The following is a 26,051-nucleotide window of genomic DNA, read 5'->3' on the forward strand; positions in this document are numbered from 1 at the left end:
CGTCTTTCGTATTCGCGATGCATGGGGGCGCTATGTATCTTCGATCTGTGGTGAGGGAGAACGCCGTCGCCGGACCATGCGCCGGATGCGCGGTACGTGAGCGCACGATCTGCGCGAGCGTGCCGGACTCCGGCCGCGCCGATCTCGCGGCGCTCCGACGCATCGAGACGCTCCGCGCCGGGGAGACCCTGGCCTGGGAGGGCGCGGACTCGTCGATCGTCGCGAACCTGTGCAAAGGGGTACTGAAACGCAGCCTGATGCTTGCCGACGGCCGGGAACAGGTGGTCGGATTGGCCTACCCCGGCGCCATGGTCGGTCGGCTGTTCGGCCGCACCTGCGATCATAGCCTGACCGCGCTGACCGATGCCGTATTGTGCGTGTTCGCGCGGGCTCCGTTCGAGCGGTTTGCCGCGGCACATCCCGCGATCGAGCATGCGCTGTTGATGCGGGCGCTTGACGATCTGTCCCGTGCCGAGCGCAGCATGGTGATGCTGGCCAGGCTGTCGGCGCCCCAGAAAGTTGCCACCTTCCTGCTGGATCTCGCCGGACGGAGCGCGCCGGACGCGGGCGGGCAGATCGCGATCCCGTTGAGCCGTCAGCAACTCGGCGATCTGCTGGGCCTTTCGATCGAGACGGTCAGCCGTAAACTGCGCGACTTCGCGCGTGCCGGCTATATCGCGCTGCCAGGGTACCGGTCTCTGGTGGTGCGGGACGCCGGCGCGCTAGCGACCGTGGCCGGGCCCGGCGCACCGGCCCGTTAGTGCGCCCGGCGCGCCAGGAACCCGCGGTGCTCGGGAATACTTCGTATGGTGTTCGCCGGCATGACGCCCGAACATCATCGAACCTCTTGTCGGCGATCCCGTAATGCAGCGTACCATCGTCTACGTCAGCACGCACACCTTCGCTACGAAGCAGGCGGCCGCCGTCATTGCCACGATCGTGGCACCCGCCGAGCGACGCAACGCCAGTCTGGGCGTGACAGGCGCGCTGATCGCTACCGAAAACCACTTCGCGCAATTGATCGAAGGGCCAGACGCGGTGATCGCGGCGCTGATGCAAAGCATTGGGCGCGATCCTCGGCACCGGGACGTGTTCGTCGTCCAGGACGGTGGAACGGACCGGCGGCGCTTTTCGGAATGGTCGCTCGCCTACCAAGGCAAATCTGCGTATTTCGAGACGTTCGTCCGCCCGCTCGTCGCGCCCGGGCCGGTGAGGCCTGCCGACGTGGATCGGCTGGTGGATCTGCTGACGCGCCTGGCCGCGCCCGTCGCGCGGCCGCTCCTGCGCGATATCGGGGCCCCGTAGAAGTACGTAGATATCTGGGGGCACCGGGCGCGGTACGGCAGAAGGAACCAACGGGAACAGTGATGCCGGTTCAAGATCCGTTACGCGCCGCAGGAGCGATCGCGGCAGACCCGATCGGGGCCGGTGCGTTGCCGAGCTTGATCGAGGCGCTGCCGGATCACGCCATCGTGCGACTGGACCGGCAGGGCCTTGTCAACGGCTGGGGGAAGGCGGCCGAGCTGTTGTTCGGCTGGACCGAAGCGGAGATTGGCGGACAGGGCGCGGGGCGGCTGCTCGCGCCCGGCACGGCCGCGTCCCTGCTCGACGATCTGGCGTCGGACGGGCTCGCTAGGCGCAAGACAGCGGAAGACCTGTGCCGCCACAAGGACGGCACCTGCTTCCGCGCGATCGTTTCTCTGACGGCGATCGACGGGGTCGGGGGAGCGGTCGAGGGGTATTGGCTGGTCGTCCGCGACGTAACGGCCGAACGCGCCTCGGCCAGTTCGATCGAGTCGAGCGCCATCCTGCTCAATTCGATCCTCGAGACCGTCCCCGATGCGATGATCGTGATCGACGATCACGGGGTGATCCAGTCGTTCAGCACCACCGCACAAACCCTGTTCGGCTATGACGAGGCCGAAGTGGTCGGGCGCAACGTCTCGATGCTGATGCCATCGCCCGATCGCGAGGCGCATGACCGGTATCTGTCGCGTTATCTCGATACCGGGGAGCGCCGCATCATCGGCATGGCCCGGCGCGTGATCGGGCTGCGCAAGGACGGAACGACCTTCGCGCACGAACTGGCGATCGGCGAAGCGCGCGGGCGCGGGCGCCGGGTGTTCACCGGGTTCATTCGGGATCTGACCAACCGGGAAAGCGCCGCAGCGCAACTGGCCGAACTCCAATCCGAATTGCTGCATATCTCACGCGTGACGGCGATGGGAACGATGGCCTCGACGCTGGCGCACGAATTGAACCAGCCGGTGACGGCCGTGGCCAATTACGTCGAGACGTCGCTGGCGTTGTTGCAGGAGGCGGCGCCGGACAACCAGGCGATCGTCCAGGAGGCGCTGGCCGAGGCGGCGGCGGAAGCACACCGCGCGGGCAAGATCGTGCGGCGCCTGCGGGACTTCGTCGCGCGCGGCGAGCTCGACAAGTCGGTCGAGAGACTTGGCGACATCGTCGACGATGCCTGTGCGCTGGGCATGGTGGGTGCCGCGACGCCCGCGATCGAGATCGAGCGCGCGATCGATCCGGCAACGGGCGCGGTGCTGGTCGATCGCGTTCAGATCCAGCAGGTGCTGATCAACCTCATGCGCAATGCGGTGGAGTCGATCCCGGCCGATCGGCCGGGCGTGGTCCGCCTCACCGCGCGGCGGCAAGGCGACTTCGCACAAGTGACCGTGACCGATAGCGGCACCGGGCTGGACGCGGGTATCGCCGCCAACATCTTCGGAGCCTTTGCCAGCACGAAGCGCGACGGCATGGGCCTTGGCCTGTCGATTTGCCGGACGATCATCGAGGCGCATGGCGGTCGCATCTGGGCCGAGTCGCGACCGGTCGGCACCGCTTTCCATTTTACCATTCCCCTGGCGCCCCCGGAGCCCCGCGATGACTGAACGACCTGTGGTCCATATCATCGACGACGAGGAGGCAATCCGAAAGTCGGCCGGCTTCATGCTGCGTACCGCAGGGTATGCGGTTCACGTCTGGTCGAGCGGGGTCGCGTTTCTGAAGGAGGCGCGTAGCGCACCGATGGGGTGCATCCTGCTCGATGTTCGCATGCCCGAAATGGACGGTCTCGAAGTGCAGGCGGCGCTGGCGGAGCGGGGGATTGCCATGCCGGTCATCATCCTGACCGGACATGGCGACGTGGGGACGGCGGTGCGGGCGATGAAGGGCGGAGCGGTCGATTTTCTGGAGAAGCCGTTCGAACGGATCGTCCTGCTGGGGATGGTGGAAGCCGCGATCGCGCGGATCGAGGATGCCGATCGCCATGCCGCCGAAGCGCATTCCGCGAGGCTCCGCATTGCGGCGCTGACCCCGCGCGAGCGTGACGTGCTGCAACAACTCGCGCACGGTCTGCCTAACAAGACGATCGCGTTCGACTTCGGGATCAGCCCGCGCACGGTGGAGGTCCACCGCGCCAATCTGATGGCCAAGCTGGAGGTGCCGAGCTTTCCGGATGCATTGCGGATCGCCTTTGCCGCCGGGCTGGGGCCGCAGCCCGACGAGGCCTGAGCGCCAGACCGATCGCCGCTGGCGGTCGCTTGAGGAGCGCGGCTAGGTATTCGCCCCAATGGCTGCCCGCCGCCCGTCATGGTGTGGAGCATGCGCAGGGAGATGCGCGTGATTCTGAACAAACAGCGGGTTTTTTGGGTATGGCGCGCGGTCTCGGCGATAGGGTTGCTGAGCGTCACGCCCGCCTACGCGCAGAGCGAACCGGGCAGGATCGAGGCGCTGAAGCCGGGCGATTTCCTCTGGGAGCCGGAAATTGCGCCCGCCGGGCCGGTTACGGTGGTGATCAGCACGGCGACGCAGCGCGCCTATGTCTATCGCAACGGTGTTCCCATCGCGGTGAGCACCGTATCGACCGGACGCGCCGGGCATGAAACCCCGACCGGGGTGTTCACCATCCTGCAGAAGGCGGTCACCCATCACTCCAACCGCTACGACAACGCGCCCATGCCATACATGCAGCGGCTGACCTGGGATGGTGTGGCGCTGCATGCCGGGGCGTTGCCGGGCTATGCCGCGAGCCATGGCTGCATCCGCCTTCTGCGGGGGTTCGCCGAACGTCTGTATGCGATCACCAAGACCGGGGCGACCGTCGTCATCACCGATGAAGCAGCTGTTCCCGAAATCGCGCCGTCGGCCGATCCCCTGGTCGATCACGCCGAAGGCGTTGCCAGCACGGGCTCCTTCGTATGGACCCCGGAGCGCGCGCCCAGCGGGCCGCTGTCCCTGCTCGTCAGCGGGCGGGATCGACGGCTGGTCGTATTGCGCAACGGGCGCGAGATCGGATCGGCACCGCTGCAGATCGATACGCCGATCCTGACCACCAACGCCTATGTCCTCCAGGCCATCGATGCGACCGGGCCGCACTGGCTGCGGCTTCCGTTGCCCGGCGCAGCGGTGCTGCCCGGCGACCCGACCGATCCCGACCGGGCCCACACGCACATTCCCGATGCCTTTCGCCGCCTCCTTCTCGCCGCGTTGCGCCCCGGGACGACGATGCTCGTCACGCGTGACACGCTGGAGAGCAGCGGGACCGGCAAGCGATTGCGCGTGTTCGACACGCGGCGCTGAACCGCCTGCAAACACACATCGCCCCGGCCCGAGCTGAAGCCCGAGCCCAGGCGACGGACCGACGTCACCGCGTCAACACCACCTGCGCCGCCTTGAGCGGCGCGGGCATGGTGAAGGTAAGCGTCTGTGCCGCAGTATCCGCCGTTGTTGCCAGCCGCTTGCCGTCGCGCGTCCCGCTCGGCGTGCCAGTCCAGCCATGCACCGTGACGGCCACCTGCGACCACCACGGCTTGAACGCGCCCACGCGCGGTTCGAACGCGATCGACAGGCCGTTCGGCGTCACCGTGCAGCGCACCGTCTGGCGCAGGAAGCCGCCCCGTTGATAGGCGAGTGTCGTCCCGTCATCCTCGTACAGCGTGCCGATGCAATCCGCCCCGGGATAGACGTCCAGCATCAACGGCCCGGTCGGAGTCTGCGCCGTGCTTTGGACGAGGGGCTGGCGCGGCAGGACGGTGCCGGCGCGGACGAACACCGGCAGGCGGTCAAGGCGCGGGGTTTCCAGCACGCGGTCGCCTGCGGCATGTTCGGTCGGCACCGCCTGCGTCGCCGACTGGATCGGACCCTCGGCGCGCTGCTCGGGCGTGCCGGTGCGCAGGCCGGTCCAGTAATCGTACCAACCCCCGGCGGGGAGGCAGACGTCATAGGTCTGCGGCGACTCCGGGCTGGGCGGGGGGGCGATCAGCAACGCCTTGCCGAGCGTGAAAGTCATCGACTGGTTGCAGCCCATGTTCGCGGCGCTCGGATAATCGTAGAACACCGGGCGCATGATCGGATCGCCCAGGCGGTTGTTCTGGTCCGCCAGCGCGTAGAAATACGGCATCAGGCGATACCGCTCCTCGACGAAGCGACGCCGGATCGCGAGGTGGTCGGGACCGTCGACCCACGGCTCGACCCGCGGCGTACCGGTGGCGGAATGATCACGGAAGACGGGCGTGAACGCGCCGATCTCGAACCAGCGAGTCAGCAGGTCCGGGCTCGGCCCGCCCGCGAAGCCGCTGACGTCGGCGGCGCTATAGGCGAAGCCCGACAGGCCGAGGTTGATGATCTGGTGGACCGACAGCTTCAGGTGATCCCAGGTCGCGCTGTTGTCGCCGGTCCACGTCACCGAATAGCGCTGGCCGCCGGCATAGCTTGCGCGCGTCATCACGAACGGACGCTCGTTCGGGCGGAGCGCGAGCAGGCCGTCATAGGTCGCGCGCGTGTTCTGCATGCCATAGACGTTGTGGATCTCGCGATGTTCGCCTGTACGGATCGCGAAATCGTCGCTGGCAATGCGGTGGACGGTATCCAGCGGCATCGTCTTGGTCGCCGTGTTGAAGATCGCCGGCTCGTTCATGTCGTTCCAGAAGCCGGCGATCCCGGCGTCGAGAAAGCCCTTGTAGAGCGTCCCCCACCACCGACGCGACGTGGTCTGGGTGAAGTCGGGAAAGACCGATGGGCCAGGCCAGACCGGCGCGACGTAATCGCTGCCATCGGGGTTCTTGACGAAAGCGTCGGCGCGCTTGCCGCTGGTATATGGGGCATAGCCGGTATCGACCTTGGCGATATGCAGGTCGGTGATGGCGATCAGCTTGATCCCCTCCGCCTTCATGTCCGCCGCGAGCCCGGGCAGGTCCGGGAAGGTCTTGGGGTTGGTCGTGAACGGCCGGTTGCGATCCTGATAATCGATGTCGAGCCAGATGACGTCGGTCGGCACGCGGTCGGCGCGGAGGTGCCGGGCGATCTCGCGGACTTCGTCGGCCGACATGTAGCTGTAGCGTGACTGCTGGTACCCGAGCGCCCACTTCGGCGCGAGCGGGGCATGGCCGGTCAGCCCGGCGTAGCGGCGGGTGACGTCGGCGAGGCTGGGGCCGGCGATGAAATAATAGTCGATCGGGCCATCCGGGCCACCGAACGTCAGCGTTTCGGCGTTGCGGTGACCGAAGTCGAACCAGGTACGATAGGTGTTGTCGAGCAGGATTCCGTAACTCCCGCCCGCGCCGCCGGTCGATGCGAAGAACGGGATCGACTTGTAGATCGGGTCGTCCCCGCTGGTGAAGCCGAACGCATCGGTATTCCAGTCGACGAATTCCTTGCCGCGCCGGTCGAGGCCGCCGGTCTTGTCGCCAAGGCCGTAGAAATGCTCGGTGATCGGGAGCGTCTTGGCGAGCGTGAACGCCTTGCCGTCGACGCTCGCGGGGGCTGCGTCGGCGGAAATGATCTTGCCGTCGCGTGTCTCGAACGTCACCGCGCCGCCTGCGCCGATGCGGACGCGCAGGGTGGCGGTGGTGAAGCCATCGGCGGTGGGGGTGACGGTCGCGCGCGTCTTGCGTTGCGCCGGCAGCACCGCCCAGCTCGCGTCTTCCGGATAGACCCCGTCGCGCGCGATCCGCACCCGGACCAGATCATCGGACAGGGCGACGAGCCGCATCCTGAGGGATCCGGCGGTGACCTCGACACCGTCGCGTTGCGCCGACAGTGTGGCGGCGGGCGCGGCGGCCTGCGCGTGGGCGGCGGCTGCGGTGAGCGGCAGCGCGACGGTCGCGAGCAGCAGCGCGAGGGGGAAGCGTTTCATGACAGGTCTCTCAACTGATTACCGGGGGAGGTGCGTGTGGTGGGGGCGAAAATTGAGCGCACATCGGCGCAGGAAATCATCGATCCGGGCCATGTCGATCCGCTCGATCTCGGCGCCGGGCGGGACGAGCCGTGCATCGTCGGGAAAGGTGCCATAGCCGGCCAGCAGGCAATGCCAGCTGATCGCATTGTAATAGCGGCCGATGTCGAGCGCATCGATCTCCGCCGCCAGATCGGCGCCGGTAAACCAGGCGGACATGATCCGCTTGAGCATGTCGGAGGGCTCGACCGCGCGCGCGGCGGCCCAATAGCCATGCGGATCGGAAAGGCGCTGGTTCAGGCGGTAATGTGCGACGATGTAATCGCGCACGCCATCATAGCGGGCGGCGATCCGGGCGTTGAACGGCGTCCGTGCCTTGGCGGTGAAGCCATCGGCATCGACGGCGTCCAGAAACGCCTCGACCGTCGCGATCACGATGTGCAGCGCGGTCGCCTCGAGCGGCTCGAGAAACCCCTGCGCCAAGCCGACCGCCAACGCATTGTGTGACCAGCTTTCGGCGACGCGCCCGACCCGCATCGACAAATGGCGCGCCGTGCTCTCGTCGCCGATGGCGAGGTGCGCGCGCAGTTCGGCTTCGGCCTGGTCGGGCGTGATATGCCGGCTCGAATAGACATAGCCGTTGCCGGTCCGGCTGGTCAGCGGGATGTCCCATACCCACCCCGCGGACAGAGCGGTCGCGCGGGTCTGGCTGGCGAGCGGGGCGGTGTCGTCGCGTGGGGTCGGCATGACCACGGCGGAGTCGTTGAACAGGGTATCGCCGTACCCGACGAACGGCACGGCCAATGCGCCCTCGAACACCAGGCTGCGGAAGCCGCTGCTGTCGACGAAGACGTCGCCCGGGATCCGCTCGCCATCGGTGCAGCGAAGCGCCGCGATGCCGCCGTCGGCCGAACGCTCGACCCCGGCGACGTGGCGCTGGAGATGGATCACCCCGCGCTTGTCGACCGCATGCCGCGCCAGAAACGCACCGACCTTGTACGCATCGAAATGATAGCCGTAGCTGACCTCGAACGGGAAGGTCTCGTCAGGCTGTGGCGCACATGCCCCTGCCGCGAGCCGCGCGGGCAGGAGGAACCGATCGGGATGGGCCACCACGTCGCGGCCGGTCCGCCGCGCACGCGTGTTATAGAAGAACATTCCCGCGGTATGGCTGTCGAGCGCTGTCGGGAAGGGATGGAAATAGCGGTCGAACCCCGCCCGATGCGACCAGCCGTCGAACCCGATGCCGAGCTTGTAGGTCGCATCGCACGCGGGCATCCATTCGGCTTCGGCAATCCCGAGCTGATCGAAGAAATGCTTGAGCTGCGGGGTCGAGCCCTCGCCGACTCCCACGATGCCGATGTCGGGGCTTTCGACCAGCGTGACACGCGCTTGCGGCCACCGGCTGGCGATCAGGCACGCCGCGATCCAGCCAGCGGTCCCGCCGCCGAGGATCACGATCGTCCGGTTCGCCGCCGGATGGGTCATAGCCGCAGCACCAGTCCGGCAAAGGCGGGCAGCATCCCGGCATCGCGCACATCGGTCGCGAGCAGAACGGTCCCGCCCTGCGGCACACCCGCGGGCCAGTCGCGTGCGCGATCGCCGAAGTTGAACAGGCACACCAGCCGTTCGCCGCCCCCGTCGCGTTCGAGCGCGAGCACCGCGTCGTCGCTGTACAGCACCCGCAGATCGCCCGAGCGTAACGCTGGGTGCGCGTTGCGCGTGCCGGTCACGGCGCGCGTCCAGTTAAGCAGCGAGCGCGGATCGGCGTCCTGCGCATCGACCGCGAGCGCGGCATGGTCGCCGCCGAACGGGAGCCACGGCGTCTGGCTGCCAAAACCGAGGTCAGGCGCGTCGCCGGTCCACGGCATCGGCGTCCGTGCGCCATCGCGCGACAACGTCATCGGCCAGTTGGCGATCGCCTCGGGATCCAGCAGGTCCTCGAACGCGATATCGACCTGCGTCAGCCCCAGCTCCTCGCCCTGATACAGGAAGATGTTGCCGCGCAGACAGGCGAGCAGCAGCAGCTTCATCCGCGCAAACGCGGCTGCATTCTCGGGGCGTGTCCAGCGCGATACGGCGCGCGGCGCGTCATGGTTCTCGAACGCCCAGCTCGGCCAGCCGATCGTCGGATCATTGGGCCAGCGGGCGAGCGAGTCCGCGACGAGCGCCGGCGTCAGCGCATCGGCGTAGAGGAAATCGAAGCTGTACGCGCTGTCGAGCCGTTTGCCATCCGCCGTGAACAGCTTCATCTCGCGGTCGCTGTCCTCGCCGCCGATCTCGGCGACCGTGAAACCCGCGCCATAGGTGTCGAGCAAGGCGCGGATCCGCTCGAGGAACGGCGGAATGTCGGCGTGACCCTGATTATGGAGCTTGAGCTGGAAATCGAAGGGCCGCGTCCGGGCACGATTGGTCGCGGGCGCCGGCGGGTTATCGGTAAGCGCGGGATCGTGCATCGCGAAGTTGATCGCGTCGAGCCGGAACCCGTCCACGCCGCGATCGAGCCAGAAGCGCGCGGTATCGAGCAGTTCCTGCTGCACCGCCGGGTTGTGCCCGTTGAGCTGGGGCTGTTCCTTCAGGAAATTGTGGAGATAATATTGCTGGCGCCGGGCATCCCAGGTCCACGCCGGCCCACCGAACACCGATTGCCAGTTGGACGGCGGGCTACCGTCGGCCTTCGCGTCGGCCCAGACGTACCAGTCGGCCTTGTCGCCCGACCGGCTCGCGCGGCTTTCCTCGAACCAGGGGTGTTCGTTGGAGGTATGCGAATAGACCTGGTCGATGATGACCCGCAGCCCGAGCGCATGCGCGCGCGCGATCAGCGCGTCGAAGTCCGCGAGCGTGCCGAAGATCGGGTCGACATCGCGGTAATTGGCGACGTCATACCCGAAGTCCTTCATCGGCGAGGTGAAGAACGGCGACAGCCATACGGCGTCCATGCCGAGACCGGCCACGTGATCGAGATGCGCGGTGATCCCGTTCAGGTCGCCGATGCCGTCCCCGTTCGAATCCGCGAAGCTGCGCGGATAGATCTGATAGATGGCGGCGCCCTTCCACCAGGGGTCGGGGGCGGCGGGGTCGGGCAGGGCAGCGGGGGCGGTCATGGGACTCATTTGCTGGGGAGGCGATCGGGAGCGGCGGCGCAGATTGCGTAGCCGAGCGGTGGGAGCGTTATCATCATCGAACCGGGTGCGGTCACGCTCGCCGGGCAATTCCCGGCAAGGGCCGTGAAGCGGGCGGAACGTGCGCCCACTTCGACATTGGCGGTCAGCGGCTGGCTGGACGTGTTGAGCGCCACGAAAATTTCCCGGCCATCGTCATCTCCGCGGGTAAAGGCCAGCAGGCCGGGCTTGTCCGACGCGAACCGAACGACGGTGCGGCCGCGACGGAGCTGCACGTGATCGCGCCGGATTCGCGACAGTTTGGCGATCGTCTGGAAGATCGGGTTGTCCGTCCCGAAATGCGCGGTCGCGGTGGTGGTCGTGGTGCCGATCAGCCGGTTGTCGTTGTAGCTCGTGACCTGGCTCGGGAACAGGTCCTCGCGGGAATCCTGGTCGCCACCGTGTCCGGTGAAGCCCTGTTCGTCGCCCGAATAGATCGTCGGTACGCCGCGCGCGGAAAGCAGCAGCACGTGCGCAAGCGTCAGACGCTGGAGCCGCTCCGCATCGGTCGCTTGCGGCCAGGCCTGGTCGAGCATGTGCCCCATCCGGCCCATGTCATGATTGCCGGTGAAGGTCGGCAACCGCAGCGCGGTGGCGTCGCCGCCTTCATACAGGACGTCGCCGTCGATCAGCTTGGCGAAGACGTCCGTTCCGGCCTTGCCGGTGAGCATCGCGCGGGTCGCGGCCTGGAACGAGAAGTCGAGCACTTCGGGATATTTGTCGCGGCGCGTGAACTGCGCGGTGTAGCCGGGATCGACCGCCTCGGAATAGACTTCGCCGAAGATCGGAAAGTTCGGGATCCCGCGTGCCGCCGCGCGCGACTGCATCGCCGGGATGAACGCCTGCCAGAACTCGGGATTCACGTGGCGCGCGGTATCGATGCGGAAGCCATCGACGCCGAAGCGGTCGATCCAGCTGCCATAGATGTTGATGAATCCGGCGACGACGCGCGGATCCTCGGTCATGACATCGTCGAGCCCGCCGAAATCGCCGTAGCGCGCGGACTCGCCGGCAAAGGTCGAGTCGCCGCGGTTATGATAATAGCGCGGATCGTTGAGCCATTCGGGCACCTTCACATGCGCTTCGGCGGCCGGGACGAAGGGCGTGTAGGCATAGGTCGGATCGGTCAGCCGCGCGAAATTCTCGGGCGTCTGCACCGCATCCCCGGCGAAACCGGTATTGATCGACTTGCCGGAGACGCCCCCGCGACGCTGATACGGATAGTCCGCCTTGCTGCGATAGGCGCAACGCTTCGCGATACATTCGCGGTACTGGATCACATCCGCGGTATGGTTGGCGATGATGTCCATGTACACCTTCATCCCGCGCGCATGGGCGGCGTCGACGAAGGCGGCGAACTCGGCATCCGTTCCGAAGTGCGGATCGACCTTGGTGAAATCGGTGATCCAATAGCCATGGTAGCCAGCGCTTTCATGACCCTGCGCCCCCTGGACCGCCTTGTTCTTAAGCACCGGCGCAACCCAGATCGCGGTGACGCCGAGCGACTGGATGTAGTCGAGGCGGCGCGTCAGCCCCTTGAGGTCGCCGCCATGGTAGAAACCCTTGGCGGTCGGATCGAAGCCCGTGGTCAGCCGGTCGCCCGTAAGACCGCCCTTGTCGTTGGACGGGTCGCCATTGTCGAACCGGTCGGGCAGGACGAAATAGATGATCTCGTCTTCCGGCGCGCGGGCGCGAACCTGTTCGATCGGGACGGCTGCCGGACCAGCGGTCTGTCCGGCCAGCGCGAGCAGCAAGGCGGCAGTGATGCTCATGCCGTCACCGGCTGGGCAGCGGCGCAGTGGCGCGCGATGAATTCAGCGTGGCTTGGCATCTGGGCAACCTCACGGGCGTTGAGCTGATCGATCGTATCGAGAAATTCGGCGAGGTCGGCGGACGGGATCGCTTCGGCGAGCGGGTGGTGGCCGGCGGGCATCACGCCTTGGCCGGCGAACACCTGGAGCCAGCCGACCTCGGTGAACAGTTCCTCATGCTCGCGCGTGATGTGCCCGTTGCCGCGCCACAGGTCGATCTTGGCGGCGAGCGTTTCGGGCAACGGCATGTCGCGACACATCTGCCAGAACGGCTCGGGCCGTTCGTTCGCGTGGTAATGGAGGATGATGAAGTCACGGATGCGCTCATATTCGAAATCGCTCTGGCGATTGAACTCGACGCGATCGGCCTCCGCGATGGTACGGCCCGGGAGCAGCTTCATCAGCCGTGCGATCGCCGACTGGATCAAATGGATGCTGGTGGACTCGAGCGGCTCCATGAATCCGCCCGCGAGCCCGATCGCCACGACATTGCGGTTCCACATCTTGCGGCGCTTGCCGGTGCGGAAATGGATCGGCCGCGGATCCGCCAGCGCTTCCCCGTCGAGCCCGGCCAGCAACGTTGCGGCAGCCTCGTCGTCGCTCAGATGCGCCGAGGAATAGACCAGGCCGTTGCCGGTGCGATGCTGCAACGGAATGCGCCACTGCCAGCCTGCCGCCTTGGCGGTCGATCGCGTATAAGGGGTGAATGCGGCGCTGCGCTCGGACGGCACGGCGATCGCACGGTCGGCGGGAAGCCAGTGGGTCCAGTCGTCATAGCCGGTCTTGAGCGTTTGCTCGATCAGCAAGCCGCGAAAACCCGTGCAATCGATGAACAGATCGGCGGCAAGCGTCGTGCCGTCTTCCAGCCGGAGCGCGGCGATGTCGCCGGTATCGTGCTGATCGACCCGGACGACCTTGCCCTCGATCCGGTTGATCCCGCGCGTCTCGCTGTAGCGGCGCAGGTGACGAGCATAGAGCCCGGCGTCGAAGTGAAAGGCCGACGGCATGTCGGGGAGCGTGCGCGCGGTACGCGCGGGGCCGCGCTGCATCCGGTCGGCGAGCGCCGCCTGATTGTTGAGCGAATAGGCGGCAACATCCTTCGCCGTCCCGAGAGCCCTGGCGCGCAGCCAATATTGGTGGAACGGCAACAGCCCGACATCACGTCCGACCGCGCCGAACGCGTGCATGTAGCGATGCCCCGGTCGGAGCCAGTCGACGAATTCGATCCCGAGCTTGTACGTCCCCTGCGTCGCGCGGAGGAACGCATCCTCGTCGAGCCCCAGCGCATCGTTGAACAGGCGGATCTGCGGAATGGTCGCCTCGCCGACGCCGACCGTACCGATCTCGTCGGATTCGACCAGATCGATCTCGAACCCGACTTCGAGGAACCGCGCGAAGGTGGCCGCGGTCATCCAGCCAGCGGTCCCGCCGCCGACGATGACGATCCGGATCGGGCGCGGCCCGTGCGGATCGGAAGGATTGGCCATGTTCCGCGTCCCCGCTTCTACACCAACAGACAGCGGAACGGCGGACAGCGAAGGGTTTCGCTGTCCGCCGCAGGCTGCGATCAGAACTTGTACGTGATGCCCAGGTAATAATCACGACCGTAGCGCTGGTAATCGATCACCTGGCGCGGGTCGTTGTTCTGGTAGGTCACGAACGGACGATCGGTCAGGTTCTTCGCCTGTGCCAGGATCGCGAAGTTCTTGAGGAACCCGCTCTGGAACTCATAGCCGATCTGCGCATCGAGAATGCCCTCGGACTGCGCCGTGCGGTAGGTCGGCGTTGCCGACAAACCCGCGACTTCGGCTAGGAAGGACGAGCGGTACCGATAGTTCACGCGTGCCTGGAAGCCATGCTTCTCGAAATACACCGTGCCGCTGCCGGTCCACTTCGACAGGCCGGGCAGGGTGATCGCCTGCGTCGGGTTGCTGGCGAACTTGATCGCGGAGTCGGTGTAGTTGCCCGAGACGAACACCCCGAAGCCGTCGAGCGCCGTGGTGATCATCTTGAACGGCACGGAGATCGTGCCCTCCAGACCGATCACGCTGCCGCGGCCGGTGTTGGCCGGCGCGCTGACCACGCCGTTGGTCAGCTTGTTGTTGATCACGATCGCCTGCTGCGCGGGCGTCAGCGCAGGAAGGAGCGACGTGAAGTCATAGAAATAGGCGTTGTTCGGGTCCACGAAGTCGGTGAGGTGCTTGTAATAGCCCGACAGCGCGACATAGCCGCCGCCACGGAAATATTGCTCGAACGACAGATCGATGTTGGTCGACTGATAGGGCTTGAGCGCGACGTTGCCGCCGGTCGAGCTGAACACCGGGTTGAGGCCGGGGTTGATGTTGCCGAGCTGGATGTTGGAGGTGTTGATCGCAACGTCCTGCGTCACGCGCTCCTGGTCGAGCCGCGGCCGGACCATCGTCTGCGAGGCGCCGATCTTGACATAGCCCAGCGGGACCAGCTCGACCGCCATCGTCGCCGACGGCAGCACGTTGGTGTAGGTCACCTTCTGCGACGCGGGCGCATTGGTCACGACCCCGCTGACGACGCTGGCGATCTGCCCGTCCGAACGCTGCTCGCTGTGCACGACCTGCGTACCGATCGAGCCCTTCAGCGCCTTGCCGCCGACGTCGCCGTCGATGTTGATCTTGGCGTAGCCGGTATAGACGTTCTCGATCACGACGTTGTCGCGGACCAGCGAACTGGGGCGGCCGTCATACGCGCTGTTGTAGCTGTTGTTGTACAGATACAGCGGGTTGAGCGCGAGGGCTGCGGGCACGCCGAGATAGGCGAGCGGGATCGTGCCGATGATCGCCTCGGCCGGGATGGCGGCCGAGGTCGCGACGCCGTTGCCCACCGCGCAGGTCGTTCCCGTCGCCTTGGGGCACAGGAAGTACGACTGGTAGGCGCTGGTCTTCTCACGTCGGCTGTAATTGCCGCCGACTTCCCAGCTCTTGACGATGCTGTTCTCGAACTCGCCGTTCAGGCTGGCGCGGAGCGACTTGAGGTCGTCCTTGAAGCTCGGGCGGTTGAGGAAGCCGGACTGCACCACCGGCGAAGTGCCGTTATAGCCCCAGCCCTGCGGATCGGTCAGCTTGAAGATGTTGGTGTTGGTGTAATCCAGCGTCGGGACGATGCGATAGGCGCCGTTGCTCTGCCGCGTCAGGTTGACCGTGTCGCCGATCCCCGAGGCCCCATAACCGGTGCCGGTATAGGTCTCGAGCAGGAAGTCGGTGCGCTTGGCGTGGCTCCAGCTCGCGTCGACGTTGAGGTGGATCGTCTCGGTCAGCTTGAGGTCGTTGTTCCAGCCGAGCGAATAATTCTCCGCCTTGCGCTGGTTGTAGTCGTTGCGCTGGATCGCGTGGACGTTGGTGAACTGCAGCGTGTCGGCGAACCCGTCAGACGCGGTAATCGGGCCGCGATGCGCCGACGTTGCGTAATTGGCGGCAGTCGGGTCGCTGCTGACGTTGCTGTCGAGCGGGAATTCGATGCCGCGCAGGTGCTGCGTTTCCTCGAAGTGCGAATACAGCGCGTCGAAGGTCGAGTGGAACCGATCGGACGGGCGCCATTCGATGGTTGCGACGCCGCCATACCGCTTCAGTTCGTTCGACTGGACGTAAGGCTTGGCGCCCTGAACGACGAACGGGCTCGCTGCGGTGCCCGCGCCGTTATAGCCCCAGGCGTTGTACCGCTCGTCCTGCGACGGCGCCGAGGTCGCCGACCCGCCGATCGCGATACCGAGCGTGTCGTTGGCGAACTTGTCGACATAGGTCGCCGATGCGCGATAACCGTAGCGCGTGCCGTCCGGGTTGAGCTTGTCGATCCCGTTCATCTGGCCACGGGCGCTGATCGCGATCACGCGCTTGCCCTGATCGAGCGGGCGGAGCATCCGCAGGTCGACCGTGCCGGCAATGCCCGCCGCGATCAGCGAGGCGTCGGCCGACTTGTAGACGTTGACGGTCTTGAAGAATTCCGACGGATATTGGTCGAACTCGACACCACGGTTGTCGCCGACGGTGACCTGCTCGCGGCCGTTGAGCAGCGTGGTCGAGAAGTCCGGACCCAGACCGCGGATCGACAGGCGCTGGTCGCGGCCTTCGAGACGCTGCGCAGTGACGCCGGGAAGGCGGGCGAGCGAGTCCGCGATCGACACGTCGGGCAGCTTGCCGACGTCTTCGGCCGACACGGAGTCGACGATGAGCACCGACTGGCGCTTGATCTTGGCGGAGGAGTCGAGCCCGGCGCGGATACCGGTGACGACGATGTTCTCGTCGGCAGGCGCGGCAGCGGCAACGGCCTGCGCGGGCGTTTCGGCGGGCGCTGCGGGCTGTGGCGTGGGGTCGGCCTGGCTGGTGGTCGCCTCGACCTGGGCCTTGGCGGTCGGGTTGGCGTTGGCGGTGGAAGCGGCGTCCTGTGCGACCGCGATCCCCGGCATGGCCAGCGCCGCGGCCAGCGCCGTGCTGCTGACGCGCAGGCCAAGCAAGGTGGCGGACAGGCGGCGCGCGGGTGCATTCGCGCAATCTGCGCGGCTCATCGCTGTATCAATCATCTGGTATACCCCTTCAAGCGGGCCCAGCCCGCGCATCCTCACGTTCAGTTTCGTCGACGTCATGATCCAGCGTCGATTGCCCTGCGGTCGCTATATTTCGAGGTGGGGGTTTGCAGAAGGGGCGGGCATACGTATTCTCGAAAGCCGCCTCGCCGCCTCATGTCCCGCCGCGCTAGGCGGGGGTGTATTTCACGGGACCGGTATTGACCATGGCGAGACGACCGACATCTCTCGATATCGCGCAGCTGGCAGGTGTGTCGCAGCCGACCGTGTCGCGCGCGCTGCGCGGGGTAAAGACGGTCAATCCGCAAACCCGCGCGCGGATCGAAGCGATCGCCCGCAAGCTGAACTACGCGGTGGACAAAAACGCGTCGAGCCTGCGGACGCAGTCGGCGAACACGCTGGCACTGTTGTTCTTCGAGGAAGCCGCAGAAGAAGACGGTGCGATCAACCCGTTCTTCCTGTCGATGCTGGGATCAATCACGCGCGCGTCGGCAAAGGCCGGCTACGACCTGCTGATCTCCTTCCAGCAATTGTCGGGGGATTGGCATGTGGACTATCAGGATAGCCACAAGGCCGACGGGATCATCCTGCTTGGCTATGGCGATTACGATACATATCGGGTTCGCCTGGATCATCTTGCGGAGCAGGGATCGCACGTCGTTCGGTGGGGCGCGGTGGGAACGGGACCCGGCGCGATCACCGTGGGGTCGGACAATCGGGGCGGCGGGGCACTGGCGACCGCGCATCTGATCGCGCAGGGACGACGGAGAATTGCATTTCTCGGTACGGCGGACAGCCGCTATCCCGAGATCGAGGAACGCTATCGCGGTTATTGTTCGGCCCTGACGGAGGCCGGTTTGCAAGCCGATCCGGCGCTTCGCATCGATGCCATCACTTTGGAGGAGGCTGGCCAGGAAGCGGTCGAGGCGCTCGCGCGACGGGGGGCGGTTTACGACGCGATCTTCGCGGCGAGCGACAGCATTGCGATCGGTGCAATGCGCGCCCTGTCGTCGGCGGGCCGGAGCATTCCGGGGGACGTGGCGATCGTCGGCTTCGACGACATCCCCTCCGCCTCGCTGACCAGTCCGCCGCTGTCGACGGTCGCGCAGGATGCGCGGCAGGCAGGGGAGACGCTTGTCTCGACCCTGCTCGGCCGGTTGCGGGGAGAAGCGGTGGTGCCGGCACCCCTGCCGACGCGGCTGGTGGTCCGGGCCAGCAGCGGCGGGTAGCGGCGCGCGCGCGTCAGTCGTCGAACAGGAACAGGTTGAGGGTCAGCCGGCCCGCGAGCGGGTCGGTGCTCAGGCGCACGTCGGGTGGCAGGTACGCGCAATGAAGGGTGTTTCCCGCGTAGATCAGCGCGCGATTGAACCCGCCCGGCTGAACCGCAATCTGTTCGTACAGCGGCGTGTCACCCGCGATATAGGACGGGGGCGGCATACCGTGGGTGCGAACGCCCGCTTCCAGCGCCTGTCGGAACGGATCAAGCCGCATGGCGTCGACGCTTTCGAACCCGGTCGTCCGCTGCCGGTAAAAGGCCGTGCCGCCTTGCGGACCGTGTCCTAGGAACAGCAACACCGCGATCCGACGCGACTCCACCCCGTCGAAATGGGGGAGCCGCTGGATCGGCGCGAGTTGCGCCGGATCTGTCGTGACCAGCGAATAATAGGCTTCCGATACGCCCGGCACGGGGTCCAGACCGAAATGCTCGACGAGCAACGGTGCCACCTTGCGGCGCATGGTTTCCGCAAGGCGGGTCGGGACTTCTGCGCGCACGCCGGGATAATGCGGTCCGATTTCGCCCATCCGCAAGGCCGCTGCGTCCTCGCGCAGCAAATCGGGGTCCGGCCAGAAATCGTCGATGACCAGCAGCGGGCGCTGTTCCTGGCCCTGTCGATGGAGGCGTGGCGTTTGCATGGCGGCGTCTTGGAACGGGCGCGCGGCCCTTCGCAAGTCCCTTGTCGATATGCCGGGTGGCACCGCATTCGTATGCATTGGGCCGCGGTCTTGTGCCGGGGTGCGCTTGTCGGCACTCAGGCGCGCGACAAGCCGGGCCGACGCGAAGAGCCGGGTACGGGAGGGACGCGTTGAACGACAAACCGGTGCAGGGCTTTGGTGGCCTGTGGAACATCAGCTTCGGCTTCTTCGGCATTCAGATCGGCTTTGCGCTGCAGAATGCCAACATGAGCCGGATTTTCCAGACGCTGGGCGGGTCGCTGGACGACCTGTCCTATCTGTGGGTCGCGGCGCCACTCACCGGACTGCTCGTCCAGCCGATCATCGGGCATTACAGCGACCGGACGTGGAACCGCTTCGGCCGCCGGCGTCCCTATTTCTTTGCAGGAGCCGTCCTCGCCGCGCTCGCGCTGTTCGTGATGCCCGAGGCAAAGGTGTTGTGGGTCGCCGCACTGACGCTGTGGGTGCTTGATGCGTCGGTAAACGTGTCGATGGAGCCCTTCCGCGCGTTCGTCGGCGACATGCTGCGCAGGGACCAGCACAGCGCCGGTTATGCGTTGCAGACCGTCTTCATCGGCGCGGGCGCGGTGGTCGGCTCGGTCTTTCCTTTCGCGCTGGCGCATCTCGGCGTTTCCGAAGCGGCGCTCGGCGGCGTTCCGGATACGGTGCGCTACAGTTTCTGGGTCGGCGGGGCGGCGCTGTTGCTTGCGGTGCTTTGGACCGTCGGCACCACCCGGGAATACAGCCCCGAGCAGATGGCGTCGTTCGGCGAACACAGCGCAGCCGCGGATATGCACCAGCCGATGCGCGCGCTGGCAGCGCGCGGACTTGCGCGGAGCATGGCCTGGATCGCGGCCGGTGCCGCCGTGCTGGTGGCTGTCCCGGTGCTGGCGCTGCAAAAAGAAGTCTATCTGCTCGGCGGCCTGTTGATCGCTTATGGCCTGGCGAGTGTGATCGCGATCCGGCGGGTGCGCGCTGGGAATACGGACAATGCGCTGAGCATGATCGTCGGGGACTTCTCCGCCATGCCGGCGGTGATGAAGCGGCTGGCGCTCGTCCAGTTCTTCAGCTGGTCCGCGCTGTTCATCATGTGGATCTATTCCACCCCGGTGGTCGCGCAATATGCATTCGGATCGAGCGACCCGGCCAGCGCAGCCTATAACGCGGGGGGTGACTGGGTCGGGGTGCTGTTCGCCGTCTATAACGGCGTCGCGGCGCTGGTCGCGTTGCTGCTCCTGCCCCGCCTCGCGGCGCGGATCGGGAAGGTACGGACACATATCGTCTGCCTGTTGTGCGGCGCCGCCGCCTTTGCCAGTTTCTTCGTGATCCACGATCCCCGCGCGTTAATCCTCAGCGAGGTCGGTATCGGGATCGCCTGGGCATCCATCCTGGCCATGCCGTATGCGATCCTGGCGTCTAGTCTGCCGCAGGCCAAGCTCGGAATTTACATGGGCCTTTTCAACGTGTTCATCGTCATTCCGCAATTGCTGGTCGCAACGGTCATGGGATCGGTGCTGAAGGCGTTCTTCCCGACCGAGCCGATCTGGACGATGGGGTTCGCCGCCATCGTCATGCTCCTGGCGGCGGTGGCGATGCTCCGGGTCCCGGAGACGCCAATCGGCTGACCTTAGTGGGGGGGCGGCGACACCCTGCGCTTTGGCGACGAAAGGGTTCGACTGCACCTCCTGGCGCTTTTCCCGTGCGTACCACGGACCGGAGCGATTATAGCGGCCGAACCCGACCGGAATTTCATGCTGGGATGATCGTCTTTTGCCACCGCCTACCACGATCTTCGAACGCCAGTCGCGGCTCGCCCAGGACTTGGGCGCGATCAACCTGGGGCAGGGATTCCCCGACATGGCGGCCGTCGGGCGCGGGCCCGAGGTTTTGCTGGCCGCCGCCGCCCGCGCGCTGACCGAACAGTCCAACCAGTATCCCCCGATGCGCGGGCTTCCCGTGCTGAAGACTGCGATCGTCGACTATTACGCCCGGGAGCAGGGGCTCGCGCTGCATCCTGACGAAGTCGTCGTTACTTCCGGCGCGACCGAGGCGCTTGCCGCGGCGTTGCTTGCGCTGGTGCGGCCGGGGGATGAGGTGGTCCTCGTTCAGCCATTGTACGACGCGTATCTCCCGCTCGTAGCGCGCGCCGGCGGAGTCGCGCGGCTGGTCGACCTGACGCCGCCGCACTGGAGCCTGCCCCTTGCTGCGCTGGCCGAGGCGATCAGTGACAAGACCCGGGTGCTGTTGCTCAACACGCCGAACAATCCGACCGGCAGTGCGATTGATGCGGACGCGTGGACCGCCATCGCCGCGCTGTGCGAGCGGCACGACGTCACGCTGATCTGTGACGAAGTGTGGGAAGGCATGGTCCTAGAAGGCCGCCATCTCTCCCCCTTGGCGATCCCGGCGTTGCGCGCCCGCACGGTCAAGATCGGATCGGCAGGCAAGATCTTTTCGCTCACTGGATGGAAGGTCGGCTGGGCCTGCGCCGCGCCGCCCTTGGCGGATGCGATTGCGGCGATGCATCAGTTCCTGACCTTCACGACCGCGACCCCACTGCAGTGGGCGGTCGCGGAGGGACTGGCGCTGCCGGCGGACTGGCACGACGAACACCGTCAGCCCTATCGCAACGCGCGCAATTTTCTGGCCGATCGCCTGACGGCGGCGGGCTATGCGGTGATGCCGGGCGGGGCGACGTGGTTCCTGATCATCGATCTTGCGGCATCGGGGATCGCCCTGCGGGACGAGGACTTCGCGCATAGGGCGCTGACCGAGGCCGGGGTGGCGACCATCCCGGTTTCGGCGTTTTATGCGGAGCGCCCGCAGACCGGCTTCGTCCGGCTGTGCTTTGCCAAGGACGAGGCGACACTTGCGCTTGCTGCCGATCGTCTCGCGGCATTCCGCCGGGTAGTGTCGTGACGACGTTCGACGCGGCGACCGACGCGATCATCGCAGTCGGGGCTCGGCTCGATCGTGCCGGGCTGGTTCCGGCAACCGCGGGCAACTATTCGGTGCGCCTGTCCGACGGCACGTTCGCGGTGACGGTGTCGGGCGGACACAAGGGACGGCTTGCGCCGGAACAGGTGATGCAGGTCGACGCCGACGGCGTTTCGCTCGACGGCAAGCGGCCCTCCGCTGAGACATTGCTACACTGCCTGATCTACGCGATCGACGACAGCGCTGGAGGAGTTCTCCACACGCATTCGGTGCCGGGGGTGGTGTTGAGCCGCGCGCTCCGTGACGTGCGGGAGATCGTGTTCGACGGCTATGAACTGCTCAAGATCTTTCCCGGGATCGACACCCATGCCGCCCGCGTCGCGCTCCCGCTGGTCGAGAACAACCAGGATATGATGGCGATGGCGGCGGTGCTGCGCCCGTTGCTGACGGCGCAGCACCCGATCGTCCCCGCTTTCTATATCCGGGGCCACGGACTGTACGCCTGGGGGCCGACGATTGCCGAGGCGGAACACGTCACCGAAGCCGTGGAGTATCTGCTGGCGTGCGAGTGGGAGACGCTCAAACTCGAAAGGAGCCGCGCATGACGACCCTGACGCTGTACGACCTCGCCGAGCCGCACGCGTGCTTGCGCGAGACGCGGGACGCCGCCGAGATCGCGACGCTCCTCGCGCCGCTTGGCATCCGGTTCGAGCGATGGGCCGCAAGCGTGGCGTTACCCGAAGACGCGAGCGACGACGATGTGATCCGCGCTTATCGTCGCGATATCGATCGGCTGATGGCTGAAGGCGGGTATCGGTCGTGCGACGTCATCCGGTTGTTGCCGGACAATCCCGCGCGCGCGACCCTGCGCACCAAGTTTCTCGACGAGCACACCCACGCCGAGGACGAGGTGCGCTTCTTCGTCGAAGGATCGGGCGTCTTCTACATCCGCGGCGCCGATGCCGTCTATGCGCTGGAATGTACGCGCGACGATCTGATCGCGGTGCCGGAGGGGACGCGGCACTGGTTCGACATGGGGCCTGCGCCCCGTTTCACCGCGATCCGTCTCTTCGCGGAACCGGATGGGTGGGTGGCCAGCTTCACCGGGGACGCGATCGCGCGGGGCGTTCCGCTGTACGAAGGGTCGGCATGACCGTTCGCGCCATCGTAACCGATATCGAGGGAACGACATCGAGCATAGCTTTCGTCCATGACGTGCTGTTCCCCTATGCCCGCGCGCGGCTTGCTGCGTTCGTTGCCGCGAATGCGGCGCGGCTCGGCGATGAACTGGAGCAGGTGCGCCAGGAGACGCATGCGCCGGCGCTCGACCTGCACGCGGCGATCGCGCAGTTGCTGGCCTGGCACGATGCCGACCGCAAGGTGGCACCGCTCAAGGCGATCCAGGGGATGATCTGGGCAGAGGGCTATGCCGATGGAAGCCTGACTGGCCATCTCTATCCCGATGCGATCGCGGGACTGCGGCGATGGCATGCGCAGGGCGTTGCATTGTATGTCTATTCCTCCGGATCGATCGCGGCGCAAAAACTGCTGTTTTCGCACACCGCCGCAGGGGACCTGACCCCGCTTTTCACCGGGTATTTCGACACCACGATCGGTGGCAAGCGCGACAGCGGATCCTACGCCGAGATCGCGCGACGGCTTGCGATGCCGGGAACGGACATTCTGTTTCTGTCGGATGTGGCGGCGGAGCTGGCGGCGGCCCGGCAAGCGGGATTGGCCGCGCTGCTCCTGGCGCGCGACGCACTGCCCGAAGAGTCCGCTTATCCGGTCGCGACCAGCTTCGACACGATCTTCCCCGAAAAGGCGCCCGCATGATCCTCGACGGCAAGAAGACACGTTCGATCTGGTTGAATGCGGATGGCTGGAGCGTCGGGATCTTTGACCAGCGGCGGCTGCCATGGGCGGTCGAGCGTCTGGCGCTGACGACGGTCGACGAATGTGCACACGCGATCGCGGATATGGCGACACGCGGCGCGCCCTTGATCGGGGCGGTTGCCGCTTATGGGATGGCGCTCGCGCTGCGCGTGGAGGCGGACGATGCGGCGCTGGAACGCGCCTATCGCCAGTTGCTCGCGACGCGACCGACGGCGGTCAACCTGAAGTGGGCGCTCGATCGGGTTCGCAGCGTAGTGGCCCGCTTGCCCGCCGCCGAACGCGCGGTCGCCGCTTATGCCGACGCCGCCGCGTTGTGTGACGAGGACGTCGCGATCAATGCCGCGATCGGTCGCGCGGGTCTCGAGATCCTCCAAGACCTCGCCACACGCCATCCCGGCCGGCCGATCAATATCCTGACGCACTGCAATGCGGGATGGCTGGCAACGGTCGATTGGGGCACCGCGACCGCGCCGATCTACATGGCGCACGACCTCGGTATTCCGGTGCACGTGTGGGTCGACGAGACGCGCCCGCGGAACCAGGGGGCGCTGACCGCGCTGGAGTTGGCCGGGCACGCGATCCCGCATACCTACGTCGTCGACAACGCCGGCGGGTTGCTGATGCAGCGCGGTCAGGTCGATTTGGTCATCGTCGGGACCGATCGCGTCACGCGCAACGGGGATGTCTGCAACAAGATCGGAACATATCTCAAGGCACTGGCCGCGCGCGACAATGGCATACCGTTCGTGGTGGCGTTGCCGTCGTCGACCTACGACCCGATGACCGCGGATGGCGCCGCCGTTCCGGTCGAGGAACGCGCGCCAGCCGAGGTTCGGTCGCTCGAGGGGCCGGACGACAGCGGCACGCTGCGGCGGATAACCGTCACGACGGCACCGGCGGCGAACCCCGCGTTCGACATCACGCCGGCGCGGTTGATCACCGAATATATCACCGACAGAGGCAGGATCGTCGGCCCGACCGCACTCGCGGACGCCTTTCGCGCCTAGCGACCTCCGAGCCAGCGCCCACCGTCGCCCGCAAGTCGAGGATTCCGTCAGGCGCCGTAGCGCACCTCGATGTCGTCGAGCCGTTTCCAGCGATACACGCCCCAGCTCACGATCCAGCACAAGGCGAACATGCCGATGATGCCGAAGCCGAGCAGGTTGAACCGGCCGCCGAGGTCGCTGGCGACCGACCATATTCCGCCGGTCAAGCCGAGCTTGTCCGCGATCAACGCGAGCGTCTCGATCCCGCCGATCACGATTGCGACGAACGCCGACACCGCGGTGATCGTGATGTTGTAATAGAGCTTTCGGATCGGCTTGACGAACGCCCACTCATACGCGCCGAGCATCAGGATGCCGTCGGTCGTGTCGACCAGCGCCATGCCCGCCGCGAACAAAGCGGGAAGCACCAGCACCGGCCCCAGCGCGAAGGCGTGCGCGGCCTGCGCCGCGGACAGGCCGAGGATCGCGACCTCGGTCGCGGTGTCGAACCCCAGCCCGAACAGGAAGCCGAGCGGCGCCATGTGCCAGCTGCGCGACACCAGCCGGAACAGCGGCCGGAACAGGCGGGACAGGAGCCCGCGCCCGCCGAGCAGGATGTCGAGATCCTCGTCGACATAGGCACCGCCCGCGCGGACGTGCTGAAAGGTGCGCCAGACCGAGCGCAGGATCACCAGGTTCATCGCCGCGATCGTGAACAGGAACGCCGCGGATACGATCGTCGCGACCACCCCACCGGTCGCCTTGAGCGCGGCGAAGTCGGACAGGGCCGAGGCGGTGAATGCGATCGCGACCGAGGCGAGCAGGATGATCGTGCTGTGCCCGATCGCGAACCAGAAGCCGACGGTGATCGGCCGCTGCCCGTCCTGCATCAGCTTGCGCGTGACGTTGTCGATCGCGGCGATGTGATCCGCATCGACCGCATGACGCAGCCCCAGCCCCCAGGCGAGCAGCGCGGTGCCGAGCATCAGCGGCTGCGCGTGGAACAGCGCCAGCGCCCAGATCCACGCCCCGACATTCGCGCCGATCAACAGCACGTAGAGCAGGCTGATCCGCTTGCGCAGCGTGGGCAGGGCGGGGGCGGGCGGGGCGGGAGCGGGCATCGGATCAGCTTTCGACAAGGTAACCCTCCGGCGGTGTACGGGCGATGAAATGGCCCTTGATGCCCTGCGGCCATTGCTTGAAGGGCACGCGGCCCTGCTCGCTGTCGGCATAATGGACCGCATAATCGAGGATCGCGCACGCGGCCTCGGCATCGGGCGTGAAGCGGCCGAGCAGATAGCCGACCTTGCCGGGCGCACGCAGGTGGATCGAGCAATGTTCGGTGCACGAGAAGAGGCACGGCATCTGCTGGATCGCGACGTCGGCGTAGCGCGGATCGGCGGCCTTCGCGGCTTCGAGCGCCGCGACGAGCAGCGCGCCGCCGCGCGTGCCATCGGCATCTTCCCGCTCATCCGCAGACAGGCGGCAGGTGTTGCACGCGATGACGGCGAGGCCGTTCGCGACAGGGGTCAGCATGGTTTCTGGTCCAATTTTCGAGAGGGGCGGGGA

Annotated in this window: 21 protein-coding genes; 12 read left to right on the forward strand and 9 right to left on the reverse strand. The window is 66.5% G+C overall.

The window, feature by feature from the left end:
* The first annotated feature begins 32 nt into the window (after nucleotides 1-32).
* The 5 genes from L8K25_RS16880 (at nucleotide 33) to L8K25_RS16900 (ending at nucleotide 4,593) form a co-directional block, all read left to right on the forward strand.
* The gene (locus L8K25_RS16880; protein ID WP_242140139.1) at nucleotides 33-761 is read left to right on the forward strand and encodes a Crp/Fnr family transcriptional regulator; all 729 of its coding nucleotides are present in this window, start codon (nucleotides 33-35) and stop codon (nucleotides 759-761) included.
* A gap of 103 nt (nucleotides 762-864) precedes the next feature.
* Nucleotides 865-1,305: a BLUF domain-containing protein gene (locus tag L8K25_RS16885; RefSeq protein WP_242140140.1), complete on the forward strand. Its 441-nt coding sequence runs from the start codon at nucleotides 865-867 to the stop codon at nucleotides 1,303-1,305.
* A gap of 62 nt (nucleotides 1,306-1,367) precedes the next feature.
* Nucleotides 1,368-2,903: a PAS domain-containing sensor histidine kinase gene (locus tag L8K25_RS16890; RefSeq protein WP_242140141.1), complete on the forward strand. Its 1,536-nt coding sequence runs from the start codon at nucleotides 1,368-1,370 to the stop codon at nucleotides 2,901-2,903.
* Nucleotides 2,896-3,525 (forward strand): response regulator, encoded by a 630-nt coding sequence (locus L8K25_RS16895; RefSeq protein ID WP_242140142.1) that lies wholly within the window; start codon nucleotides 2,896-2,898, stop codon nucleotides 3,523-3,525. Before L8K25_RS16890 ends, L8K25_RS16895 begins: the two co-directional genes overlap by 8 nt.
* A 108-nt stretch (nucleotides 3,526-3,633) precedes the next feature.
* On the forward strand, nucleotides 3,634-4,593 hold the full coding sequence (locus L8K25_RS16900) for a L,D-transpeptidase (protein WP_242140143.1): 960 nt from the start codon (nucleotides 3,634-3,636) through the stop codon (nucleotides 4,591-4,593).
* 64 nt (nucleotides 4,594-4,657) lie between these two features.
* Here the strand turns inward: L8K25_RS16900 and L8K25_RS16905 are convergent, their stop codons facing one another.
* The 6 genes from L8K25_RS16905 to L8K25_RS16930 form a co-directional block, all read right to left on the reverse strand.
* Nucleotides 4,658-7,147 (reverse strand): TIM-barrel domain-containing protein, encoded by a 2,490-nt coding sequence (locus L8K25_RS16905; RefSeq protein WP_242140144.1) that lies wholly within the window; start codon nucleotides 7,145-7,147, stop codon nucleotides 4,658-4,660.
* Nucleotides 7,148-7,165: 18 nt separating this feature from the next.
* Complete coding sequence (locus L8K25_RS16910; RefSeq protein WP_242140145.1) at nucleotides 7,166-8,674, reverse strand: tryptophan halogenase family protein; 1,509 nt, start codon at nucleotides 8,672-8,674, stop codon at nucleotides 7,166-7,168.
* Nucleotides 8,671-10,290 carry an alpha-amylase family glycosyl hydrolase gene (locus L8K25_RS16915; RefSeq protein ID WP_242140146.1) on the reverse strand — a complete coding sequence of 540 codons (1,620 nt, stop codon included), beginning with the start codon at nucleotides 10,288-10,290 and terminating at the stop codon, nucleotides 8,671-8,673. Before L8K25_RS16915 ends, L8K25_RS16910 begins: the two co-directional genes overlap by 4 nt.
* A gap of 5 nt (nucleotides 10,291-10,295) precedes the next feature.
* Nucleotides 10,296-12,119 (reverse strand): alpha-amylase family glycosyl hydrolase, encoded by a 1,824-nt coding sequence (locus tag L8K25_RS16920; protein WP_242140147.1) that lies wholly within the window; start codon nucleotides 12,117-12,119, stop codon nucleotides 10,296-10,298.
* Complete coding sequence (locus L8K25_RS16925; protein ID WP_242140148.1) at nucleotides 12,116-13,645, reverse strand: tryptophan halogenase family protein; 1,530 nt, start codon at nucleotides 13,643-13,645, stop codon at nucleotides 12,116-12,118. Before L8K25_RS16925 ends, L8K25_RS16920 begins: the two co-directional genes overlap by 4 nt.
* 80 nt (nucleotides 13,646-13,725) lie before the next feature.
* Complete coding sequence (locus L8K25_RS16930) at nucleotides 13,726-16,707, reverse strand: TonB-dependent receptor (protein WP_242140149.1); 2,982 nt, start codon at nucleotides 16,705-16,707, stop codon at nucleotides 13,726-13,728.
* Nucleotides 16,708-16,916: 209 nt separating this feature from the next.
* Between L8K25_RS16930 and L8K25_RS16935 the strand changes: the two genes are divergently transcribed.
* On the forward strand, nucleotides 16,917-17,939 hold the full coding sequence (locus L8K25_RS16935; RefSeq protein ID WP_242140150.1) for a LacI family DNA-binding transcriptional regulator: 1,023 nt from the start codon (nucleotides 16,917-16,919) through the stop codon (nucleotides 17,937-17,939).
* 13 nt (nucleotides 17,940-17,952) lie between these two features.
* Here L8K25_RS16935 and L8K25_RS16940 read toward each other — a convergent pair whose 3' ends face one another.
* Nucleotides 17,953-18,624 carry a DUF6445 family protein gene (locus tag L8K25_RS16940; RefSeq protein WP_242140151.1) on the reverse strand — a complete coding sequence of 224 codons (672 nt, stop codon included), beginning with the start codon at nucleotides 18,622-18,624 and terminating at the stop codon, nucleotides 17,953-17,955.
* Between the two features lie 170 nt (nucleotides 18,625-18,794).
* Between L8K25_RS16940 and L8K25_RS16945 the strand changes: the two genes are divergently transcribed.
* The 6 genes from L8K25_RS16945 to mtnA all read left to right on the forward strand — a co-directional run bounded on the left by L8K25_RS16945 (nucleotide 18,795) and on the right by mtnA (nucleotide 24,503).
* A complete protein-coding gene (locus L8K25_RS16945) occupies nucleotides 18,795-20,288 on the forward strand; it encodes an MFS transporter (RefSeq protein WP_242140152.1) in 1,494 nt (497 codons plus the stop codon).
* 145 nt (nucleotides 20,289-20,433) lie between these two features.
* Nucleotides 20,434-21,582 (forward strand): aminotransferase, encoded by a 1,149-nt coding sequence (locus L8K25_RS16950; protein WP_242140153.1) that lies wholly within the window; start codon nucleotides 20,434-20,436, stop codon nucleotides 21,580-21,582.
* Nucleotides 21,579-22,205 carry a methylthioribulose 1-phosphate dehydratase gene (gene mtnB / locus L8K25_RS16955; protein WP_242140154.1) on the forward strand — a complete coding sequence of 209 codons (627 nt, stop codon included), beginning with the start codon at nucleotides 21,579-21,581 and terminating at the stop codon, nucleotides 22,203-22,205. Before L8K25_RS16950 ends, mtnB begins: the two co-directional genes overlap by 4 nt.
* Nucleotides 22,202-22,753 (forward strand): cupin, encoded by a 552-nt coding sequence (locus L8K25_RS16960; RefSeq protein WP_242140155.1) that lies wholly within the window; start codon nucleotides 22,202-22,204, stop codon nucleotides 22,751-22,753. The genes mtnB and L8K25_RS16960 overlap by 4 nt, the downstream gene beginning before the upstream one ends.
* Nucleotides 22,750-23,436 carry an acireductone synthase gene (gene mtnC / locus L8K25_RS16965; protein ID WP_242140156.1) on the forward strand — a complete coding sequence of 229 codons (687 nt, stop codon included), beginning with the start codon at nucleotides 22,750-22,752 and terminating at the stop codon, nucleotides 23,434-23,436. The genes L8K25_RS16960 and mtnC overlap by 4 nt, the downstream gene beginning before the upstream one ends.
* A complete protein-coding gene (gene mtnA, locus L8K25_RS16970) occupies nucleotides 23,433-24,503 on the forward strand; it encodes an S-methyl-5-thioribose-1-phosphate isomerase (protein WP_242140157.1) in 1,071 nt (356 codons plus the stop codon). Before mtnC ends, mtnA begins: the two co-directional genes overlap by 4 nt.
* 47 nt (nucleotides 24,504-24,550) lie before the next feature.
* On the opposite strand, the gene L8K25_RS16975 is transcribed toward mtnA, so the two are convergent.
* Both L8K25_RS16975 and L8K25_RS16980 read right to left on the reverse strand, forming a co-directional pair.
* Nucleotides 24,551-25,603 carry a HoxN/HupN/NixA family nickel/cobalt transporter gene (locus tag L8K25_RS16975; protein WP_242140158.1) on the reverse strand — a complete coding sequence of 351 codons (1,053 nt, stop codon included), beginning with the start codon at nucleotides 25,601-25,603 and terminating at the stop codon, nucleotides 24,551-24,553.
* 4 nt (nucleotides 25,604-25,607) lie between these two features.
* Nucleotides 25,608-26,018, reverse strand: coding sequence for a DUF1636 domain-containing protein (locus L8K25_RS16980; protein WP_242140159.1), 411 nt, complete (start codon nucleotides 26,016-26,018; stop codon nucleotides 25,608-25,610).
* Nucleotides 26,019-26,051: the final 33 nt, after the last annotated feature.

This window comes from Sphingomonas sp. TREG-RG-20F-R18-01, assembly GCF_022662475.1.
Taxonomy (GTDB): Bacteria; Pseudomonadota; Alphaproteobacteria; order Sphingomonadales; family Sphingomonadaceae; genus Sphingomonas.